Below are 18,808 nucleotides of genomic sequence, written 5' to 3'. Positions count from 1 at the left end.
CGCGGCACCGCGTCAATGCGCGCGTGCACAGTTGCGCCCCCTGCCTTGTGGATAAGGTGTTGACGACACGCGGATAGGTGTGGACGGAGCTGTGGAGGGGTGGAGGCGGATGGCGGCTGAGGCCCCGGACTCCGGGGGTGCCGCTGTGGATTCCGCCCGCCGACAGAATTCCCGCACGAATTTCCGGCGCCGCCTGCGCTTCCCGGGGCCTGTGCGCAACCGTCCGCGCGAGCCGGTACGGTCGTGGGTCATGAACCCCACCGAGGTGCGCGAGGCGCTCGAGACCGGGCTGATCCGCGTCCGCCGGTCCGCCCGGCGCAGGAAGACCATCGCCGTGAGCCGCGAGGGGGAGAGCTGGCTCCTGGCGGTGCCCCAGCGCTACGACCCGGTGCGCAATGCGCGGAGCATCGGCGAGCTCATCGGGCGCGTGCAGCGCAGGTCCGCCCGCGCGCCCCGCAGCGACGAGGCGCTCATGTCCCGGGCGACCGCGCTCAACGAGCGCTATTTCGACGACGGCGTCGAACCCGTGAGCGTGCGCTGGGTGGGCAATCAGAGCACGCGCTTCGCCTCGGCGACGAGCGCAGAGCGGAGCATCAGGGTCTCGGACCGGATGCGCGAGGTGCCGGAATGGGTGCTCGACGCGCTGCTGGTCCACGAGCTCGCGCACCTGCGCCGCCCCGATCATTCCGCGGAGTTCCGCGCGCTCACCGCCCGATACCCGCACACGGAGCGCGCAGAGGCCTTCCTGGAGGGATTCAGCGCGGGCGAGCGCTCCGCGCGCGGCGAGCAGCGCCCCTCCGGCGAGTGAGCGCGGAGTCTGAGCGCGGCCCCGTGCAGCGCAGACCCGAGTGAGCGGTTCCTGTCGGTGTGAGGGTGGAAAACCGACCGGAACCGCTCACTCGATGGATGGGGCGCGGAGTGTGCGCAGTCGCCGGAGCAGAGCCTCCGCCCCGGTGAGGAGATCGGGGGCGGTGCGCGCAGGCAGCTGCGAGGCGCGCACGCGGACAGCGCGCCCTTCGCCCGCCAGGGGAGCGGACTCCGGCAGCACCGCCGCATAGAGCACATCGAGGTGCTCCGCGCAGCGCTGCGTGCCCACCCGGAAGACGCGCACCGCGAGCGGGACGGGAGGCACCTCGGCCGAGGCGGCGGCCTGGGCCCCGCACTCCTCGGCGAGTTCGCGCAGGGCGGCGCCGCGCAGATCGGCATCGCCGTTCTCGATGTGACCCCCGGGCTGCCGGAGCTGGCCCGAGCCGGGGTGGTCCACCAGGACGAGTGCGGACAGATCGGGGGAGACCGCGAGACAGCTCACGGTGAGGTGGCGCGGGCCGTCCTCGCGTCCCGGGTGCCAGCGGCCTGCGCTGTCAGCGCGTCCCCTGCCCTCAGCGGGGTCTTCGCAGTCTGCGCCGAGCAGTGAGCGGGCGGCTGCGCGGGCCAGGGCGGTGTCCGCCTCCGGAAGCCCGCTGGAGGCCTCTCGGAGCGTGCGCGCGAACTGTGCGGTCCGCGAGGCCCCCTGCGGCAGGCGCGCTGCGCGCACCTCTGCCGCTGCACGCACCGCCGCCACGGGGGAGGGTATGGGCCCAGGCCCCGGCCCGGAGTTCAGCGCCTGTCCCGGGATCCGCCGCCGTCCGACTCCCCGGAGTCCGGCCCCTCTGCGCCCGACCCCTCTGCATCGGGTGCCTCTGCATCGGATGCCGCGGAACCCGTCTCCTCGGTCGCGGTGTCGCCAGAGCTCTCCTCCTCGCCTGCGACCGTTTCGCCGGGCCCATCGGCTCCCTCGGCCTCACCGGCCTCACCGGCCTCACGGAGGATGCGCTCGAGCGCCTCGTCGAGCGAGGACTCGGAGGACCACGCCTCGCTCCTGCGCTCCTCGTAGCCGAGGGGATCGTCGAGGTCCTGGGTCGTGGGCAGCAGATCGGGGTGGGAGAGCACGCGGTCGCGGGCCTCCGCGCCGGAGTGCTGCTCGAGGAAGGAGAAGAGCGCGGCGGCGTCGCGGACCCGGCGCGGGCGCAGCGAGAAGCCCAGCTGCGCGGCGAACGCGGCCTCGGCCTCGCTCTCGGAGGCGGCACGGGTGCGCAGCGCCTCCCGGATCTCCTCGCGCTGCTCCAGCTGCTCGCATGCGGCGTGGACGACCACATCGGTCCACCCCTCGATGACGGACAGGAGGTTCTCGAGCGCCTCGAGCGCCTCGCGCTGCGCGGGAGTGGTCTCGGAGGAGAACATCTTCTCCGTGAGCTTGTCGCCCATGCGCATGAGTTCGCTGGGGTCCATGCCCTGGGCCGCGTCCTGGACGGCGCCCATGTCCATGCGGACCTCGGAGGCGTACTTCGCGAGTGCGGTCTCGAGGTGGCCCCGGAGCCAGGGCGCGGACTCGAACAGCCACAGGTGGGCGAGCTCGCGCGCGGCGAGCCAGATGCGCAGCTGCGTGGGATCGAGGTCCATCTCCGCGGCCGCCCCGGGGAGGTTGGCCTCGACGAGCACGGGGGTGCGGCCGAAGAGGGGGAGCCCGAACTCCGTGCCCGTGAGCACGGCGCCGGACAGCGCGGCCACCGCCTGGCCCATCTGCGAGGCGAACATCGCCGAGGACATCGAGCTGAGCATCTGGCCGGCACCGGCCATGAGCTGGGCCATCTCCGGCGGGAGCTGCTCCTTGAGGCCCTCGAGGACGGAATCGGACATGTTCGCGGCGATGGGCTCGGCCAGCCTCGACCACTCGGCGAGGGAGCCCTTCGCCCAGCCGGTGCGGTTGAGGGCGCTCGGGCCCGCGATGCGCGGCTCGGCCGCGATGACGCGCTCGAGCCACAGCTCGGCGAGCCGGAACGCATCGGCGGCGTTGCGCTCGGTCTCCGGGGTCACCGCGGGATCGGGGGAGGGGACGGAGCGTTCGATCACCTGCTGCGCGGCGCGGGTGGGATCGCCGCCGCTCATCATGGACTGCACCTGGCCCATGATCTGCTGCAGCATCGCGGGGTCGAAGGGCATGCCCCCGCCCTGGCCGCCCTGGCCGGGAGGGATGGCCTGGCCGCCCTGACCGAACATCATGCCGAACATCTGCTCGAACGGATTGCGGCCGCTCTCGTCGTCCTCGCCGGGCTTACGGTCGTCGTTCCTGTCGCTCATCGTGTCCCTCGCTCCTCCGGTGCCAGTGCTGTCAGCGTAACGTCTGCACCCGAGGACTTCCTTCCTGGTTCCTGTCCGCTCAGAGCTGATCCGCACGGTCGACGCTGATTTCCCGCCGCGGTGCCGCGGCCACTAGACTGGACCGGACGTGAGACAGGCGACTGGGAGGTCGAGGCCGGTGAGCAGCACTCCGCCCGCAGCGGAACGGCCATCAGCCGATCCCGCTCCCGGGCAGTCCGGCGCGCACCGTCGCCGTCGCCCCACCGCCGCAGGGGTGTCCTCGATCCTGCTCTACGCCCTCGTGTTCGCGGCCGCCCTCATCCCCGTGCCGTATCTGCTGCAGATGCCCGGCCCCGTCGTGAACACGCTCGAGCCCTATGAGGGCCAGGAGCTCATCGCGATCTCCGGGACGGAGACCTACGAGGCGCAGGGTCAGCTGGACATGCTCACCGTCGCCGTGGCGGGCGGACCGGGCCGCAGCGTCTACGCTTCGAATGCGCTGCAGTCGCTCGTGAAGGGCGCGGAGACGGTCGTCCCCACCGAGGCCTTCTATCCGCTCGAGACCACCCGGGAGCAGGTCGCGGACCGGAACACCGCGGACATGACCTCCTCGCAGGACGAGGCGACCGCGGCCGCGCTCACGGAGCTCGGGATCTCCTTCGACACCGTCGTGGGCGTGAGCGAGGTCGCCGAGGGCGCAGCCGCGGAGGGGATCCTCGAGCCCGGTGATCTGCTCCTGAGCGTGGACGGTGCGCCCGTCGAGGGCTCGGCCGAGGGCATGGCCGCCGTGCGCGAGGCCGTGGTCTCGGCCGAGGGGCCGCTGATCCTCACGGTCGACCGCGCCGGTGAGACCGCCGAGGTCGAGGTCGAGCCGGACTCCTCCGGGGGCGAGCCGGCGATCGGCGTGGTGATGGGCCTGGCCTACTCCTTCCCGTTCGAGGTGGACTTCACGGTGGAGGGCATCGGCGGGCCATCGGCAGGGACGATCTTCGCCCTCACGATCATCGACAAGCTCACGGAGGGCAACCTCACAGGCGGCGAGCCGATCGCAGGCACCGGGGCCATCGACGCCGCCGGCGCCGTCGCTCCGATCGGCGGGGCGAGGCAGAAGGTCGTGGCCGCAGCGGCCTCGGGGGCGGAGTTCTTCCTGTCCCCGGCGGGCAACTGCGCGGAGGTGATGGAGGCTCCCGGCGCCGAGCGGATGACGGTGGTGCGGATCGACGACCTGCACCAGGCGCGCACCGCCGTCGAGGACATCGCCGCGGGGGAGACCGGAGCGCTGCCCTCCTGCGAGCCCTCCCCGGCGTAGGAGCCGGCCGGTGCTCCCCTTCCGGGGGCACAGCTGCGGTGCGAGCCGCAGACCACAACGGTTGCGGACGAGCGTCCGCAGACACATACGGGCAGGCGGGGGACCGCGGGCCCGCGATACTGACGAGAAGGAAGGGCGACTGTGAGCTTTTCAGCCAGACCCACCGCACCACCATCGGGGAGCGGCGGCCGCAGACGGCCGTCGCCCCTGTTCCTGACCATCGTCGCCGTGCTGGTCCTCGTGGGCCTGTTCGTGGTGTTCGCGCAGATCTACACCGAGGTGCTGTGGTTCAGCCAGCTCGACCGCCTCTCCGTCTTCACGACGGAGTGGCTGGTCAAGGGCGCGCTGTTCGCGGCCGGCTTCGTGCTCATGGCCCTGCCGCTGTGGTACATGCTCTCGGCGGCGCACCGGACCCGGCCCGAGACGGTGCCGACCACTCCGCGCGAGGAGAACCTCAACCGGTACCGCGAGGCGGTGGAGCCGCTGCGCCGGACCTTCACCTTCGCGATCCCCGCGGTCGTGGGCCTGCTGGGCGGCCTCGCGCTGAGCGCCTCGTGGCAGAGCGCGCTGCTGTTCGTGAATTCCGTGCCGTTCGGCCGTGAGGACGCGCAGTACCAGCACGACCTCTCCTTCTACGTCTTCCAGCTGCCCATGGTCAGCGTGCTGGCCGGTTACCTCGGGATGGTCGCGCTGCTGTGCGCCATCGCGGGCATCGTCGCGCACTACCTGTTCGGCGGAGTGCGCCCCCTCGAGACCCGCGGCTTCGAGATCAGCCGGGCCGCGCGGCGGCAGCTCGCCACCGCGCTCGCCGTGCTGGTGCTCATCCAGGCCGTCCGCCTGTTCCTGTGGCGCTACACGAAGCTCACGGACGACACCGGCCTCGTCACGGGTGCGACGTATGCCGATGTGCATGCGGCCCTGCCGGCGATCCTCATCGTCGCGGTCGCGGCGGCGATCGTGGCGGCCCTCGTGTTCTCCACCGCGTACTTCCGCACCTTCCGTCTCACCGCGATCTCCCTCGGCATGCTCGTCGTGCTGGGCGGTGTGGCCGTCCTCGGCTTCCCGGCCGCGGTGCAGCAGTTCCAGGTGAATCCGTCCCAGCAGAGCCTTGAGGCGGACTACATCAACCGGCACCTCGAGGCGACCCGCGACGCCTACGGGATCGACGATGTCGAGGTGATCCCCTACACCCCGAACACGGACGGCGAGGCCGGCGCGCTCCGGCAGGATGCGGTGACCGCGGCGAGTGTGCGCCTGCTCGACCCCAGCCTCGTCTCGGACACGTTCCGCCAGCTCCAGCAGAGCCGTTCGTACTACGCGTTCCCCGAGCAGCTGGACGTCGACCGCTACGAGATCGACGGCGAGGTCGAGGACACGGTCATCGCGCTGCGCGAGCTCAACCCGGATGCGCTGGCCGACAGCACCTGGGTCAACCAGGCGACGGTCTACACGCACGGCATCGGCGCGGTGGCCGCCTACGGCAGCCGTCAGGGCGGCGACGGCGAGCCGGTCTTCTTCGAGGACAACATCCCCGCCTCGGGTCTGCTCACCGAGCAGTCCGACTACGAGCCCCGCGTCTACTTCGGGGAGCGCTCGACCCAGTACTCGATCGTCGGAGCGCCCGAGGGGGCCGATCCCATCGAGCTCGACTACCCGGCGGACGAGGACGAGGGCTCGGGCCAGGTCAACTACACCTTCACCGGCGATGCGGGCCCCAGGGTGGGGGACCTCTTCCACCGGCTGCTGTACGCGATCAAGTTCCAGGACGAGCAGATCGTCCTCGCGGACACGGTGAACGAGGAGTCGCAGATCCTCTACGACCGGACCCCGCGGGAGCGCGTGCAGAAGCTCGCGCCGTTCCTGGAGGTCGACGGCGATCCCTACCCGGCCGTGATCGACGGGCGGATCAAGTGGATCCTCGACGGCTACACGACGTCCAACCAGTACCCGTACTCGCGTCCCTCGGTCCTGCAGGAGGCGACGAGCGATGCGAACACGCAAGCCACGAATGCGGTCGCGACGCTGCCCGACCAGCAGGTCAACTACATCCGCAACTCCGTGAAGATCACGGTGGATGCCTATGACGGTGCGGTCGACTTCTACGAGTGGGACGCCGAGGACCCCGTGCTGCAGGCGTGGATGAAGGTCTTCCCGGACCTCGTCCAGCCGTCCTCGGAGATGTCCAGCGAGCTGATGAGCCACGTCCGCTATCCCGAGGACCTGTTCAAGGTGCAGCGTTCGCTGCTCACCCAGTACCACGTCTCCAATGCGAGCGAGTACTACTCGGGGCAGGACTTCTGGACCCTGCCTGTCGATCCCACCCGGGACCAGGAGTCCGGAGCGGTCCAGCCGCCCTACTTCCTCACCCTGCAGATGCCGGAGCAGGAGGAGCCGGCGTTCTCGCTGACCTCCTCGTTCATCCCCCGTCCGACGGAGGGGCAGACGAGGAACAACCTCACGGGCTTCCTGGCCGCCACTGCGGATGCGGGTTCGACACCGGGGGAGATCAGCGAGGAGTACGGACGGCTGCGGCTCCTGCAGCTGCCGAGGAACACCACGTTCCCCGGACCCGGTCAGGCGCAGAACAACTTCAACACGGAGCCGGAGATCCAGACGAGCCTCAACCTGCTGCGCCAGGGTGAGTCGCAGGTGGAGAACGGCAACCTGCTCACTCTGCCGGTCGCCGGCGGCCTGCTCTACATCCAGCCGGTCTACGTCCGCTCCGCGGGTGAGACCTCCTACCCGGTGCTGCAGCGCGTGCTCGTGGCCTTCGGCGAGCAGATCGGCTTCGCGCCGACGCTCGACGAGGCGCTCGACCAGGTGTTCGGCGGCGACTCCGGTGCGGCGGCCGGTGATTCCGATGCGGCCGACGGCTCGGAGTCCGGTGAGTCCGGCGGCGCCGGCGGCACCGGCGGCGACTCGGGCGGTGGAGACGAGGCTCCCGGTCTCCAGGATGCGCTCGACCGCGCGCAGGACGCGATGACCGAGGCCGATGAGGCGCTCAGCAACGGCGACTTCGCCGCGTACGGCGAGGCGCAGGAGCGGCTGCGGCAGGCGCTCGAGGACGCGCTCGAGGCCGAGGGCGTCGATCCGGCCGAGGCTGCCGATCCCGCCGAGGAGGGCGCAGGCGCCGAGGCGCCGCCCGCCGAGGGCTGATCCGGCACCGACCCGGGGGCCCGGGGCTGCTGCAGCAGCCCCGGGCCCCGTGTGCTGTCCGGTCGCTTCTCCCAGCCGCCACCGCGATTGCGGCGGGGAGGAGTGATCGGAGGAGGGTGCATGGAGCGACCCGGGAGCCGGCTAGGCGGGCGGTTCGGTGAACGGCGGGTGTCGGGGATCACTCCCGCTCGATTTGTCCGTTCACCTTCCGGGCGCGTAGTGTTGGGGACATCGCCGCGGGGTGGAGCAGTTCGGTAGCTCGCCGGGCTCATAACCCGGAGGTCGGAGGTTCAAATCCTCCCCCCGCCACCAATGAGAAGGCCCTGATCAGCAGAAATGCCGGTCAGGGCCTTTGCGCATCCCGAGTCTTCGGGGGTGTCGACCGAGGTGTGCCGTCCCGCCTAAGAAGAATCTCACCTCCTCACGTCGACATCGGTGAGGGCGGTAGGGCACTGTGAGAGCATGTCCCGGCTCAGCACGACGATCACCCTCCTCGCGGCACTCCTGGTGCTGGGTGTAGGGGCTCTGCTCGTCGTCCGCCTCTCCGGCAGCGGCTCCGGTGCCTCTCCGGACCTCAGCCCCATCGAGATATCCCCGGCACCGGCCGCCTCCGGCGAGCCTTCGGAGACACCGGCGGAGGGAGCGCCCACCGAGGGCGGCGGGGACGAGGGACGGTTCGTCCCCGCACCCCCCGAGCTCTACGAGCTCGACGATGACGACGATGACCGCCCGGCCGGTTCCCGCGGTGGAGGCGGCGGGTCCGGCACCGGCGATGATGACGATGACGATGACGGCGACGATGAAGACGATGACGAAGACGATGACTGAGCGGCGTCGTCCCCGGTTCTCCGTCGGCCAGCGCATCACCGCCGGTGTCACGCTCGTGACGGTGGCCGTGCTGTGCCTCGTGGGCGTCGTCCTCTATACGGTCGAGTCGGCAGCCCTCGAGCGGCGGATCAGCGACGAGCTCAGGCAGGAGATCGTGGAGTTCCGCGCCCTGGCCGAGTCCGGAGTCGATCCCGAGACCGGCGCGCCCTTCGAATCCGTGGACCGCCTGCTCCGGCTCTTCCTCCAGCGGAACGAGCCGGCCGCCGCGGAGACCCTCTTCGGCTTCCTCACCACCGGCACCGTGGTCTACCAGGGCAGAGCGGATCCCCAGCTGCGCGAGAGCCCGGAGTTCGCGGACACGGTCGAGGCGATGCTGGTCGAGGGCGGCACGCGGACGGCGACGATCGGGGGGAGCGAGTACCGGATCGTTGTCCAGCCGCTGACGGAGGATCAGAGCCGGGCGGCCTTCGTGGTCGTGCACGACGTCTCCGGCACACGCCGGGGGCTGGCCGCGCTCATGGGCACCTATGCGCTCTCGGCCGTCATCGCCACGGTCCTCGTCACGGCCTCGGCCTCCTTCATCGCCCAGCGGCTGCTGCAGCCGGTGAGAGAGCTGCGCACCACCGCCCAGTCCATCACCGGCGGACGGCTCGACCGCAGGCTGGAGGCGAGCGGCAGCGACGACCTGGCCGAGCTCGTGCGCACGTTCAACGAGATGCTCGACCGGCTCGAGGCCGCCTTCGAGACCCAGCGGCAGTTTCTCGACGACGCCGGACACGAGCTCCGCACGCCGCTCACGGTGCTGCGCGGCCACCTCGAGGTGCTCGACCCGGCAGACGTGGACGACGTCGAGGAGACGCGGGCCCTCCTCCTCGACGAGATCGCCCGGATGTCCCGGCTCGTCGACGACCTGCTGGTGCTCGCGAAGGCCCGCCGCCCCGACTTCCTGCGCACGGAGACCGTGGACCTGGCCGTCCTGCTCGCCGAGATCGGCGCCAAGGCCACGGGTCTGGCCGACCGCGAATGGCGGGTCCAGGACACCGAGCCCCGGACGCTGTGCGCGGACCCCCAGCGCCTCACCCAGGCGCTCCTCCAGCTGGCCGACAACGCCGTGCGGCACACGTCCCCCGGCGATGCCATCACCTTCGGCGCCGATGTCTCGGAGACGGCGGCGGAGCTCTGGGTGCGCGACACCGGGCCGGGGGTGCCCGAGTCCCAGCGCGAGGCCATCTTCCAGCGCTTCGCCCGAGGCGGCAGCAGCGGCGCGGGGGACGATGGCGCACAGTCCGGGTGCCGCGGCGGCGACCCGGATCTGGGTGCGGGCCTCGGGCTCGCGATCGTGAGCGCGATCGCGCGCGCCCACCACGGCACGGTCTCCGTCGATCCCGTCCCTGCAGGCCTTCCCAGCACCAGCCCCGGTGCCACCTTCCGACTGCGACTGCCCCTGGAACCCGGAGGAGAAGAATGAGCCGCATCCTCATCGTCGAGGACGAGACCCGCATCGCATCGTTCGTGGCGAAGGGGCTGCGCGCGGAGGGATTCGCGCCGACCGTCGCCTCCGATGGGCTCACGGGCCGCGACTACGCCCTGACCGGCGAGTTCGACCTCGTCGTCCTCGATCTCGGCCTGCCCGGCATGAACGGCTTCGAGGTGCTCGCCGAGCTCCGCGGGCAGCGCCCCCACCTGCCGGTGCTCGTGCTCACGGCCAGCGATTCGGGCACCGACACCGTCGCCGCGCTCGAGGGCGGTGCTGCGGACTATATGGTGAAGCCCTTCCACTTCGCCGAGCTCCTGGCCCGCATCCGGCTGCGCCTGCGCACCCCGGTCGCCGCGGAGCCGGTGCCGGACGAGCTCACGGCCGGCAGCGTCCGCCTCGACCTGCGGCGGCGGCGCGCCTACCTGGGGGAGCGCGAGGTCGAGCTCTCGGCCCGCGAGCTCACCCTCGCCGAGGTGCTCATGGAGCACCGCGGTCAGGCGCTGTCCCGGGCGCAGCTGCTCTCGCGGGTCTGGGGCTACGACTTCGATCCCGGGTCCAATGTGGTCGACGTGTACGTGGGCTACCTGCGCCGCAAACTGGGCGCAGACTTCATCCGCACCGTCCGCGGCGTGGGCTATCGGGTCGACTGAGCTCCGCTCCGCCCCGCCTGCGCGCAGGCCCGCCCGTGCATGAGAAGCCCCTCATGCACGGATGAGAACCCTCTCACCGGCGGCTCATCCGCACCTCACCCTCGGATCTGAGGATGGTGTGCAGATGACGACGACAGGGGGTCTCGCATGACCATCACCGCAGTGCTCTACTCGCACGACTCGATCGGGCTCGGACACGCCCGGCGCAACCGCGCGCTCGCCTTCGCCCTCGCAGAGCGGCTGCCTGCGCTCCTCGGCGAGGACGTGGGCGGGCTGCTCATCGCCGGCCATCCCGATGCCTCGGCGGACACTCTGCCGCCGGGCTGGGACTGGCTGGTCCTGCCGGGCTTCCTCCGGACTCCCGAGGGATACGCCTCCCGCCGGCTGCCGCTCTCCGTCGAGGAGCTCGCCGAGCTCCGCGGCGCGACGATCACGAGTGCGGTGGAGGCGCTCGAGCCGGACCTGCTCATCGCGGACCGGCACCCCTTCGGCGTGGGCGGCGAACTCGCCGGAGCGCTCGCCTCCCTCCGATCCCGCGGTCGCTGTGCGACGGTGCTGGGGCTGCGCGACGTGCTCGACGCACCCCAGGCGGTCCGGCCGGAATGGGAGGGCGGCGGCGGAGTCGAGGCGGTCGCGGACGCCTACGATGCGGTGTGGGTCTACGGCGACCGCGGCATCTACGATCCCCTCGCGACGGGGGAGGTGCCTGCGAGCCTGGCCCCGCGGGTCCGGACGACCGGCTATCTCTCCCACGGCCGGCCCGAGGCCTCCGCTGCCGTCGCCGGGAGCCCCTTCGTGCTCACGATGGTGGGCGGAGGCGCCGACGGCGGCCCCGTGGCCCGTGCCGCCGCCGCAGCCGAGGTTCCCCGCGGCCTCCGTCACCTCGTCATCACTGGCCCGCAGATGCCCGAGGCCGCTGCCGCCGAGGTCCGGCGGGCGGCGACCGGGGACACGGTCGTGCTGCGCACAGCGGCGAACGTGCCCGCGCTCATCCGGGCGGCCTCGGCCGTCGTGACGATGGGCGGGTACAACTCGCTGACCGAGGTGATGGCCACCGATACGCCCGCGCTCGTGGTCCCGCGCTGCTCCCGGCGGGCCGAGCAGTCGCGCCGGGCGGCGGCGCTCGCAGACGCCGGCGCGGTCGATGTGCTCGCCGCGGGAGAGTGCACGCCCGCGGCCCTCGGCTCCTGGCTCGCTGAGACCGCGGGCAGGCGCACGGACCGCGGCGGCATCGACCTCGACGGCCTCGTCCGCGTGCCGGAGCTGGCCGCCGAGCTCGTCCGCTCCCGCCGGCGCGCGGCCGCACCCGCCGTGCACACCGCCGCAGCCGCCGGCCGCTCCCGACTCGCGGAGGCCGCCCATGCGCACTGAGAGCACGCCTGCGGAGCAGAGCCCGGCGCAGCCCCTCGCCGCGCAGCCGCCGACCGGCTCCGGCCGCCCCGTCGTGGGCTACGTCCTCAAGATGTACCCGCGCTTCTCCGAGACCTTCATCGTCTCCGAGATACTCGCCCGCGAGGCCCGGGGCGAGCAGCTCGTGATCTTCTCCCTGCGGCCCACGACGGACTCCCGCTTCCATCCCGAACTCGCACGCGTACAGGCCCCCGTCGTCCATGTGCCGCGGCCCAGCTCCGCGCACCGGTGGTGGGACGGCTGGCGGCAGGCCGCCGGGGCGGGACTCGCTTCCGGCCTCTCCGCGGCCCTGGACGCGCTGCTGGAGGCGGATCACGACGACGCGGGGCAGGCCGTCGCACTCGCGCGCCTCGCCGCCGAGCACGGCGTCACCCACCTGCACGCGCACTTCGCTTCGGTCGCGACGACGGTGGCCCGGCTCGCCGGCCGCATCGCAGACCTCCCGTACTCCTTCACCGCGCACGCAAAGGACATCTTCCACGAGGACGTCTCCGCCGCGGACCTGCGGACCAAGTTCGCCGAGGCCCACCACTCCGTCACGATCAGCGAGTACAACCTCGCCCACCTGCGCGCCCGCTTCCCCGCCGAGACCGGGCGCCTCCACCTCGTGCGCAACGGGCTGGAGCTCGCGCGCTTCGAGCACGCGCCGCGGGCGGAGCCGGGGACGCCCGCCCGCCTGCTCGCCGTGGGCCGCCTCGTGGAGAAGAAGGGCTTCGGGCACCTCATCGCCGCGGTGGACGCGCTCCGCGCGCGCGGGCACCGCGTGACGGCGGACATCGTGGGCGACGGACCTCTGCGGGCGGAGCTCGGCGCGGAGATCGCCCGGCGCGGCCTCGGCGAGGCCGTGCGCCTGCTGGGTCCGCGCACGCAGGAGGAGGTGGTGGGCCTGCTCGGCAGCCACGACGTGTTCGCCGCCCCCTTCGTGGTGGGCGCTGACGGCAATGCGGACGGGCTCCCCACCGTCCTGCTCGAGGCGATGGCGCGCGGCATCCGCTGCGTCGCCGCCGATGTCACGGCCGTGGGCGAGGTCATCGCGACAGGGGAGACCGGCTGGCTCGTGCCCAGTGCGGACACCGCTGCGCTCACGGACGCCGTCGAGGACGCCCTCGTCTCCGGCGCCCGGAGCCTCGCGCTCCTGGAGCGTGCACGGGAGCGGGTGGAGCACCGGTACGACTCCCGCAGGCAGGCCGCGGAGCTGGCGGCGCTCGTGAGCGGGGGTGCGCCCGCGGAGACCGGCGCTCCGGAGCGCGCGGACGCGGAGGGCCCGTTCCCGGAGGGCCCGCTCCCGGAGGACGCGCACGCAGGAGAGAGGAGTGCGGCATGAGGATCGCGTATCTGCTCGCCGATCCGGGGATCGGGGTGTTCGGGACGAAGGGCGCCTCCGTCCACGTGCAGGAGGTCATCCGCGCGCTGCGCCGCCTGGGCCACGAGGTCACGGTGTTCTGCGTGCGCCGCGACGAGGAGGTTCCCGCGGACCTCGCCGACCTCGAGGTCGTGACGGTGGGCATCGGCCCCTCCGCGGACGCGGCCGGGCGGGAGGTCCGCATCGCCGAGGCCGGCCGCGGGCTCGCGGCGGCCGCACGGGCGCACGGCATCCCCTTCGACCTCGTCTACGAGCGCTATGCGCTCTTCAGCACGGCGGGCGCTCAGCTGGCCCGGAGCTCGGGGGCGCCCTTCGTCCTCGAAGTGAATGCGCCGCTCGTCGAGGAGCAGCGCACCCACCGCGTGCTGTGCGACGAATCCGCGGCGCTGGCCGCCACACGGCTCCAGTTCGCGCGCGCGAGGGTGCTCACCTGTGTGTCCTCGCAGGTGGCCGCCTGGGCCGCACGGATGTGCCCCGAGGCGGCCGGACGCATCGTCGTCGTGCCCAACGGCGTGGACGTCGAGCGGATCCGGCCGGCGTCCGCACGGGCGGGGGAGCGGGCGGCCTTCACGGTGGGATTCGTCGGCACGCTCAAGCCCTGGCACGGGACCGACGTCCTCCTCGAGGCCTTCGCGCTCGCCCGCGAGGAGGCGCCGGCTCCGCAGCGGGCGGCGGTGGGGTCCTCGGACTGGCGGCTCGACATCTGCGGGAAGGGCCCGGAGCTCGAGAGCCTGCGTGCCCGTGCCCGCGCGCTCGGGATCGAGGCGCAGGTGACCTTCCGCGGCGCTGTCGCCCCGGAACGCGTGCCCGGGATCCTCGGAGGCTTCGATGCGGCCGTGGCGCCCTATCCTCCGGGCGCGGACTACTTCTCGCCGCTCAAGGTCTACGAGTACATGGCCGCAGGCCTGCCGGTCGTCGCATCGGGGGTCGGCGAGCTGCCCGGTCTGCTGGGCGAAGGGGAGCGGGGCCTGCTCGTGGAGCCGGGCGATGCGGCCGCGCTGGCCGATGCGCTCGGGGCGCTCGCCTCGGCCCCCGCCCTGCGCGCCCGCCTGGGGTCCGCCGCCCGCACAGCCGCTGTGGCAGAGCACTCCTGGGAGGAGCGCTGCGCCGTGTGGCTCGACCGGCTGCCGGGCGCACAGGACCGCGGCGCAGGCGGACAGGACCGTGATGCGGCCGCGCAGCACTCCCGTCCGGCGGCCCGGCCCCTCCTCCGGGAAGCGGTCGCGCCATGAGCCGGAACTCCCGCACCCTCAGCCGGCAGGCCCTGCGCCGCACGCTGCGGATGATCGTCCCGCACCTGCGCCGGCACCGCCTGCTCGCGCTCGGCGGCCTGCTCGCGCTCGCCGGCGACGTCGTGTTCCGCGTGCTCGAGCCGTGGCCCGTCAAATATGCCGTCGACGCGGTGACGGCGGCCCTGGGCGCCCGGGTCGCCGCCGGCACGGGCATGGGGGAGGACGTGGGGATCACGCTCGTGACCTGGGCGCTCATCCTCGCCGCACTCGTGGCCGGACGCGCGCTCTGCAACTACGCCTCGACCGTGGCCTTCGCCCTCGTGGGCTCCCGGGTGGCGACGGAGCTGCGCTCGCGGGTCTTCGACCACGTGCAGTCGCTGTCCCTGCGCTACCACTCGCGGGCCTCGGTGGGGGACACCTCGCAGCGGCTCGTCGGCGACATCGGGCGCCTGCAGGAGGTCGCGGTGACGGCGGGGCTGCCGCTCGTGGGCAACGTCCTCACGCTCCTCGTCCTGCTGGGCGTCGTCATCGTCCTCGATCCCGTGCTCGCGGGCGTGGTCGTCGCGACCGCCGCGGCCTATCTCGTCCTCTCCCGCTTCTCCACCCCGCGCATCACGGACGCCTCGCGCGCCACGCGCAAGGGCGAGGGGCAGCTCGTGAGCTCCGCGGCCGAGGCGCTCGGCGCCATCCGCGTGGTCCAGGCCTACGGACTGGAGCAGACGGTGGCCGCGGACTTCGCGGGCGGCAATGAGCGCGCGCTGCGCGCCGGGGTGCGCGCCCGCCGCCTCGCCGCCGGCCTCGAGCGCTCCACCGATCTCCTCGTGGGCGCGGCGACGGCCGTGGTGCTGGGCGTGGGCGGCTGGCAGGTGCTGCGCGGGGCGATGACGCCGGGTGACATGGTCCTGTTCCTCATGTACCTCAAGCTCGCGATGAAGCCGCTGCGCGATATGGCCAAGTACACCGGCCGCATCGCGCGGGCCACGGCCTCGGGCGAGCGGATCGCGGACCTGCTCGAGGAGCCCGTGGAGATCGGCGACCCCACGCCCACCCTCGCGATGGGACGGGTGGACGGCGATATCGCCTTCGACTCCGTCTCCGCGCGGGACGGGCACGGGCGCGAGCTGTTCAGGGATCTGAGCCTCCACATCCCGGCGGGGCAGCGCGTGGGGCTCCTGGGCCCCTCGGGGGCGGGCAAGTCGACGCTGGCCGGCTACCTCCTGCGGCTCGCGGACCCGGATTCCGGTCATGTGCTCATCGACGGCTACGACACGCGCCGCGTGACGCGGGCGAGCCTGCGCTCCCAGGTCTCCATCCTCCTGCAGGAGTCGGTGCTCTTCGCGGGCACGGTGCGGGAGAACATCCGCTTCGGCCGACTCGACGCCGCCGACCACGAGGTCGAGGAGGCGGCGCGCCGGGCCGGAGCCGACGAGTTCATCCGGAGCCTGCCCGCCGGCTACGACACCGTGCTCGGGCAGCGCGGAGACACGCTCTCGGGCGGGCAGCGACAGCGCATCGCGATCGCGCGCGCCCTCGTCCGCGATGCCCCCGTCGTCATCCTCGACGAGGCGACGACGGGGCTCGATCCCCAGGCCCGGGCGCTCGTGGGGGCCTCCGTCGACGAGCTCACCCGCGGGCGCACGACGCTCGCGATCACCCACGACCTCGGCATGCTCGCGGGCCTCGACCGGCTGCTGTGGCTCGAGAACGGCCGGATCGTCGAGGACGGGACGCCGAGGCGGCTGCTCTCCCAGCGCGAGGGGCGCATCGCGCAGTGGGCCGCGACCCAGCTGAAGCAGGTGCGGACATGAGCGCGGGACCGGAGCCGCACGGGGACCGCCGCCGGATCGCTGAGCTGGCCGGTGTGCCGGGGGCTGCGAACCTGCTCGACGACGCGGCCCTCTCGGAGCTCCTCGACCGCCCCGTGCGCGCCCGGTACCTGCGGATGAAGGAGGGGCACAGCCTCGTCGTCGCCTGGCAGACGGCGGGAGCGGGAGCCGAGCCCGAGGCGCACGGCTGGACCGCGGTGCTCGCCGATGCCGATAAGCGCGGCAATGCCCTCCGCCGGGCGGAGCGCGCCGGCGTCCCGCTGCGGGAGCACACGCTGCCTTCGCAGGAGCGCGGGACCGTCAGGGCGGACGCAGGCGCGGCGGCGGGAGGCGTCCCCGTGCTCTCGGGCTCCGCGTGGGCCGATCCCGCCCTTGTCCGGCAGCTTGCCCGGCTGCGTGCGTGTGCCGGGCCGGGCATCCGCTGGGAGGTGCTGCGCTTCAATCCGCGCAGGCGCCTCGTGCTGCGGGCCGAGGACTCGACCGGCGTGCGCGCGATCCGGATCTCCGCGGAGGGCTCCGCTGCTCTGTCCGAGGCGACCCGGCAGTGGCAGCGACTCGGCGCGCCCGTGCTGTCGGTGGAGCCTGTGCTGTCGGTGGAGCCCGTGCAGCAGGCCGAGGCCGCTGCGACGCCCCCCGGCGCGCTCGAGGGGGTGACGGCCTCCCCCTGGTGGGGGATCGGCGACCTCGCCGCGCATCCCGACACGCGTGCCGCCGAGGCCGCAGGTGCCGCGATCGCCGAGGTCCACCTGCGTGCGCGAGCAGGTGCACGCACGCCGGACCCCGGAGCGGACCGCGCGGTGCCCGGCGTCGGACCCGCCCTCCCCGGGGCAGAGCCCGCCCACCTCGCAGGCGGCATCGCGAAGGCCGTCCCGCACCTGCGCTCGCGGCTCATGCGCCTCGGCGAGCACCTGGCACCGCGGCTTGCAGGAGCGTCCCCCGCAGGCCGGGGACCCACGCAGCTGCACGGCGATCTGTCACCGGACCAGATCCTCGTCGATGCTGCGGGACGAATCAGGATCATCGACCTCGACCGCGCAGGGTGGGGGCCGCCTGCCCGCGACCTCGGCGCCTGGCTCGCGGCCTGCCGTCTGCAGCGGAGTCCCACGCTGGCCTCGGCGTTCATGCACGGCTATCAGGAGGCCGCGGCCGCCCGCGCAGAGGTCTCCGCGGAGAAGATCGCGGCATGGGAGGCCTTCGCCCTCCTCCAGCGCGCGCTCGAGCCGATGCGCGGCCTCGCCGCCGACTGGTGCGTCCAGGCGGAGGAGCGGGTCCGTCTCGCCGAGGAGCGGCTCGGACTCGCCGAGGCCGCCGCGACCCACCGGGAGGTGAGCGGCTCATGAGGACGCCGCCTGCCTCCGTCCTCCTCGACGGCGAGACCTGGACCATCCGCCGGGCCTGGCCCGGGACGGAGGAGCGCACCGCGGTCGAGGCCGTCTCCGCCGGCGGGCACGTGCGCGCGGGGTTCTCGGATGCCTCGGGCATCCGGCTGCACCCGTACGGCGCCGATCCGCGGCTGCCCGCGCTCGCCGCCTCTGCCCGGGCCGGCAGCGTCGTCTCCCATCGCCCCGGCAGGCGGGCCGTCGTGCGCAGCGCGGACGGGAGCCGCTACACCAAGGTGGTGCGCGAGGGCCGCTCGCGGACGATCCTGGACGGCATCGGGAGCGCGGAGGCCTTCGCCGGTCCCTTCCGTACGCCCGAGGTGCTGGGCTCCGATGCCTCGACCGTGACGTTCGCGGCGCTGCCCGGGCGCAGTCTGCACCGGCCGGAGGACTTCTCGGCCGTCGAATGGGAACGGGCCTGGGGCGAGGTGCTCCGGGCCTGGTGCGCCGCCGTCGGCACCGGGAGCGCGACGGGCACAGCGAGTGCCGCTGACAGCGCAGGGGCCGGTGCGGACGCACAGCGCTCGACGCCTGTCCACGGCGGCGGTGCCGAGGCGCGGGTCCTGCGGCAGTGGCGTGACCGGGCGGCGGGCCTGCTCGGCGCCGAGGCCCGTGCCTATTCCGCTGCGGTGGAGCGGACCGCCGAGGAGCTCAGCATCCTCCCCGCGCCCCGCCTCGTGCCCGCGCACCGGGACCTGCATGACAGACAGCTGCTGTGGACTCCCGAGGCCGGCCCCGGGCTCCTCGATGTGGACACCGCCTGCCTTGCGGACCCCGGTCTCGATCTCGGCAACCTGCGCGCCCACGCCCGGTGGCGGTCCCGCCAGGGGGTGTGGAGCAGCGGACAGGCGGCGGTCGTGGCCGAGCACGTCGATGCGGTCGCACACCGCGCCGGCGTCGCTCCCGCGTCGCTCGAGCTCCACGAGCGCTCGGCGCTGCTGCGGCTGGGCGCGGTCTATGCCTTCCGCCCGGCCTGGGTGGAAGCGGCCCGGGAGCTGCGGTGCATGCTCGTGGGGGAGGGGAGGTGACCCGGACGCGCCATGCGGGGAGGCAGCACTGCA

At 73.2% G+C, this 18,808-nt stretch carries 14 protein-coding genes and 1 tRNA gene; 13 read left to right on the top strand and 2 right to left on the bottom strand.

Annotated features, from left to right (window positions below):
• Positions 1 to 250 precede the first annotated feature (250 nt).
• On the top strand, positions 251 to 808 hold the full coding sequence (locus tag K318_RS19865; RefSeq protein WP_051297666.1) for a M48 metallopeptidase family protein: 558 nt from the start codon (positions 251 to 253) through the stop codon (positions 806 to 808).
• Positions 809 to 895: 87 nt separating this feature from the next.
• Here the strand turns inward: K318_RS19865 and K318_RS19860 are convergent, their stop codons facing one another.
• Both K318_RS19860 and K318_RS19855 read right to left on the bottom strand, forming a co-directional pair.
• On the bottom strand, positions 896 to 1,561 hold the full coding sequence (locus K318_RS19860; protein WP_035280759.1) for an NUDIX domain-containing protein: 666 nt from the start codon (positions 1,559 to 1,561) through the stop codon (positions 896 to 898).
• A 35-nt stretch (positions 1,562 to 1,596) separates the two neighbouring features.
• The gene (locus tag K318_RS19855) at positions 1,597 to 3,117 is read right to left on the bottom strand and encodes a zinc-dependent metalloprotease (protein WP_051297617.1); all 1,521 of its coding nucleotides are present in this window, start codon (positions 3,115 to 3,117) and stop codon (positions 1,597 to 1,599) included.
• A 178-nt stretch (positions 3,118 to 3,295) separates the two neighbouring features.
• Between K318_RS19855 and K318_RS19850 the strand changes: the two genes are divergently transcribed.
• The 12 genes from K318_RS19850 to K318_RS19830 all read left to right on the top strand — a co-directional run bounded on the left by K318_RS19850 (position 3,296) and on the right by K318_RS19830 (position 18,775).
• On the top strand, positions 3,296 to 4,426 hold the full coding sequence (locus K318_RS19850; RefSeq protein ID WP_245579784.1) for a YlbL family protein: 1,131 nt from the start codon (positions 3,296 to 3,298) through the stop codon (positions 4,424 to 4,426).
• Between the two features lie 141 nt (positions 4,427 to 4,567).
• Positions 4,568 to 7,582, top strand: a complete 3,015-nt coding sequence (locus tag K318_RS0106400; protein WP_029088879.1) for a UPF0182 family membrane protein — start codon at positions 4,568 to 4,570, stop codon at positions 7,580 to 7,582.
• Between the two features lie 235 nt (positions 7,583 to 7,817).
• Positions 7,818 to 7,894 (top strand) — tRNA-Met (locus K318_RS0106395).
• A 150-nt stretch (positions 7,895 to 8,044) separates the two neighbouring features.
• On the top strand, positions 8,045 to 8,410 hold the full coding sequence (locus tag K318_RS23530) for a hypothetical protein (protein ID WP_051297616.1): 366 nt from the start codon (positions 8,045 to 8,047) through the stop codon (positions 8,408 to 8,410).
• Positions 8,295 to 9,878, top strand: coding sequence for a sensor histidine kinase (locus tag K318_RS0106385; RefSeq protein WP_245579783.1), 1,584 nt, complete (start codon positions 8,295 to 8,297; stop codon positions 9,876 to 9,878). Before K318_RS23530 ends, K318_RS0106385 begins: the two co-directional genes overlap by 116 nt.
• On the top strand, positions 9,875 to 10,537 hold the full coding sequence (locus tag K318_RS0106380; RefSeq protein WP_029088877.1) for a response regulator transcription factor: 663 nt from the start codon (positions 9,875 to 9,877) through the stop codon (positions 10,535 to 10,537). Before K318_RS0106385 ends, K318_RS0106380 begins: the two co-directional genes overlap by 4 nt.
• Positions 10,538 to 10,684: 147 nt before the next feature.
• On the top strand, positions 10,685 to 11,908 hold the full coding sequence (locus K318_RS0106375) for a glycosyltransferase family protein (protein ID WP_029088876.1): 1,224 nt from the start codon (positions 10,685 to 10,687) through the stop codon (positions 11,906 to 11,908).
• Positions 11,898 to 13,271, top strand: coding sequence for a glycosyltransferase family 4 protein (locus K318_RS19840; RefSeq protein WP_084499777.1), 1,374 nt, complete (start codon positions 11,898 to 11,900; stop codon positions 13,269 to 13,271). The genes K318_RS0106375 and K318_RS19840 overlap by 11 nt, the downstream gene beginning before the upstream one ends.
• Positions 13,268 to 14,542, top strand: coding sequence for a glycosyltransferase family 4 protein (locus K318_RS19835; RefSeq protein ID WP_084499776.1), 1,275 nt, complete (start codon positions 13,268 to 13,270; stop codon positions 14,540 to 14,542). The genes K318_RS19840 and K318_RS19835 overlap by 4 nt, the downstream gene beginning before the upstream one ends.
• Positions 14,539 to 16,350, top strand: a complete 1,812-nt coding sequence (locus K318_RS0106360) for an ABC transporter ATP-binding protein (protein WP_029088875.1) — start codon at positions 14,539 to 14,541, stop codon at positions 16,348 to 16,350. Before K318_RS19835 ends, K318_RS0106360 begins: the two co-directional genes overlap by 4 nt.
• Positions 16,347 to 17,708 carry a phosphotransferase family protein gene (locus K318_RS0106355; RefSeq protein ID WP_029088874.1) on the top strand — a complete coding sequence of 454 codons (1,362 nt, stop codon included), beginning with the start codon at positions 16,347 to 16,349 and terminating at the stop codon, positions 17,706 to 17,708. Before K318_RS0106360 ends, K318_RS0106355 begins: the two co-directional genes overlap by 4 nt.
• A complete protein-coding gene (locus tag K318_RS19830; protein ID WP_035280754.1) occupies positions 17,705 to 18,775 on the top strand; it encodes a phosphotransferase family protein in 1,071 nt (356 codons plus the stop codon). The genes K318_RS0106355 and K318_RS19830 overlap by 4 nt, the downstream gene beginning before the upstream one ends.
• Positions 18,776 to 18,808 lie beyond the last annotated feature (33 nt).

The sequence above is a fragment of the Brevibacterium album DSM 18261 genome (assembly GCF_000426445.1).
GTDB lineage: Bacteria > Actinomycetota > Actinomycetes > Actinomycetales > Brevibacteriaceae > Brevibacterium > Brevibacterium album.
Note: the sequence above shows the minus strand (reverse complement) of the source record. Positions and strands in the feature narration are given on the sequence as shown.

Coding starts and splice junctions, on each gene's coding strand:
- K318_RS19865 (WP_051297666.1), top strand. CDS start 251: ATGAACCCCACCGAGGTGCGCGAGGCGCTCGAGACCGGGCTGATCCGC.
- K318_RS19855 (WP_051297617.1), bottom strand. CDS start 3,117: ATGAGCGACAGGAACGACGACCGTAAGCCCGGCGAGGACGACGAGAGC.
- K318_RS23530 (WP_051297616.1), top strand. CDS start 8,045: ATGTCCCGGCTCAGCACGACGATCACCCTCCTCGCGGCACTCCTGGTG.
- K318_RS0106385 (WP_245579783.1), top strand. CDS start 8,295: ATGACGACGATGACCGCCCGGCCGGTTCCCGCGGTGGAGGCGGCGGGT.
- K318_RS0106380 (WP_029088877.1), top strand. CDS start 9,875: ATGAGCCGCATCCTCATCGTCGAGGACGAGACCCGCATCGCATCGTTC.
- K318_RS0106375 (WP_029088876.1), top strand. CDS start 10,685: ATGACCATCACCGCAGTGCTCTACTCGCACGACTCGATCGGGCTCGGA.
- K318_RS19840 (WP_084499777.1), top strand. CDS start 11,898: ATGCGCACTGAGAGCACGCCTGCGGAGCAGAGCCCGGCGCAGCCCCTC.
- K318_RS19835 (WP_084499776.1), top strand. CDS start 13,268: ATGAGGATCGCGTATCTGCTCGCCGATCCGGGGATCGGGGTGTTCGGG.
- K318_RS0106360 (WP_029088875.1), top strand. CDS start 14,539: ATGAGCCGGAACTCCCGCACCCTCAGCCGGCAGGCCCTGCGCCGCACG.
- K318_RS0106355 (WP_029088874.1), top strand. CDS start 16,347: ATGAGCGCGGGACCGGAGCCGCACGGGGACCGCCGCCGGATCGCTGAG.
- K318_RS19830 (WP_035280754.1), top strand. CDS start 17,705: ATGAGGACGCCGCCTGCCTCCGTCCTCCTCGACGGCGAGACCTGGACC.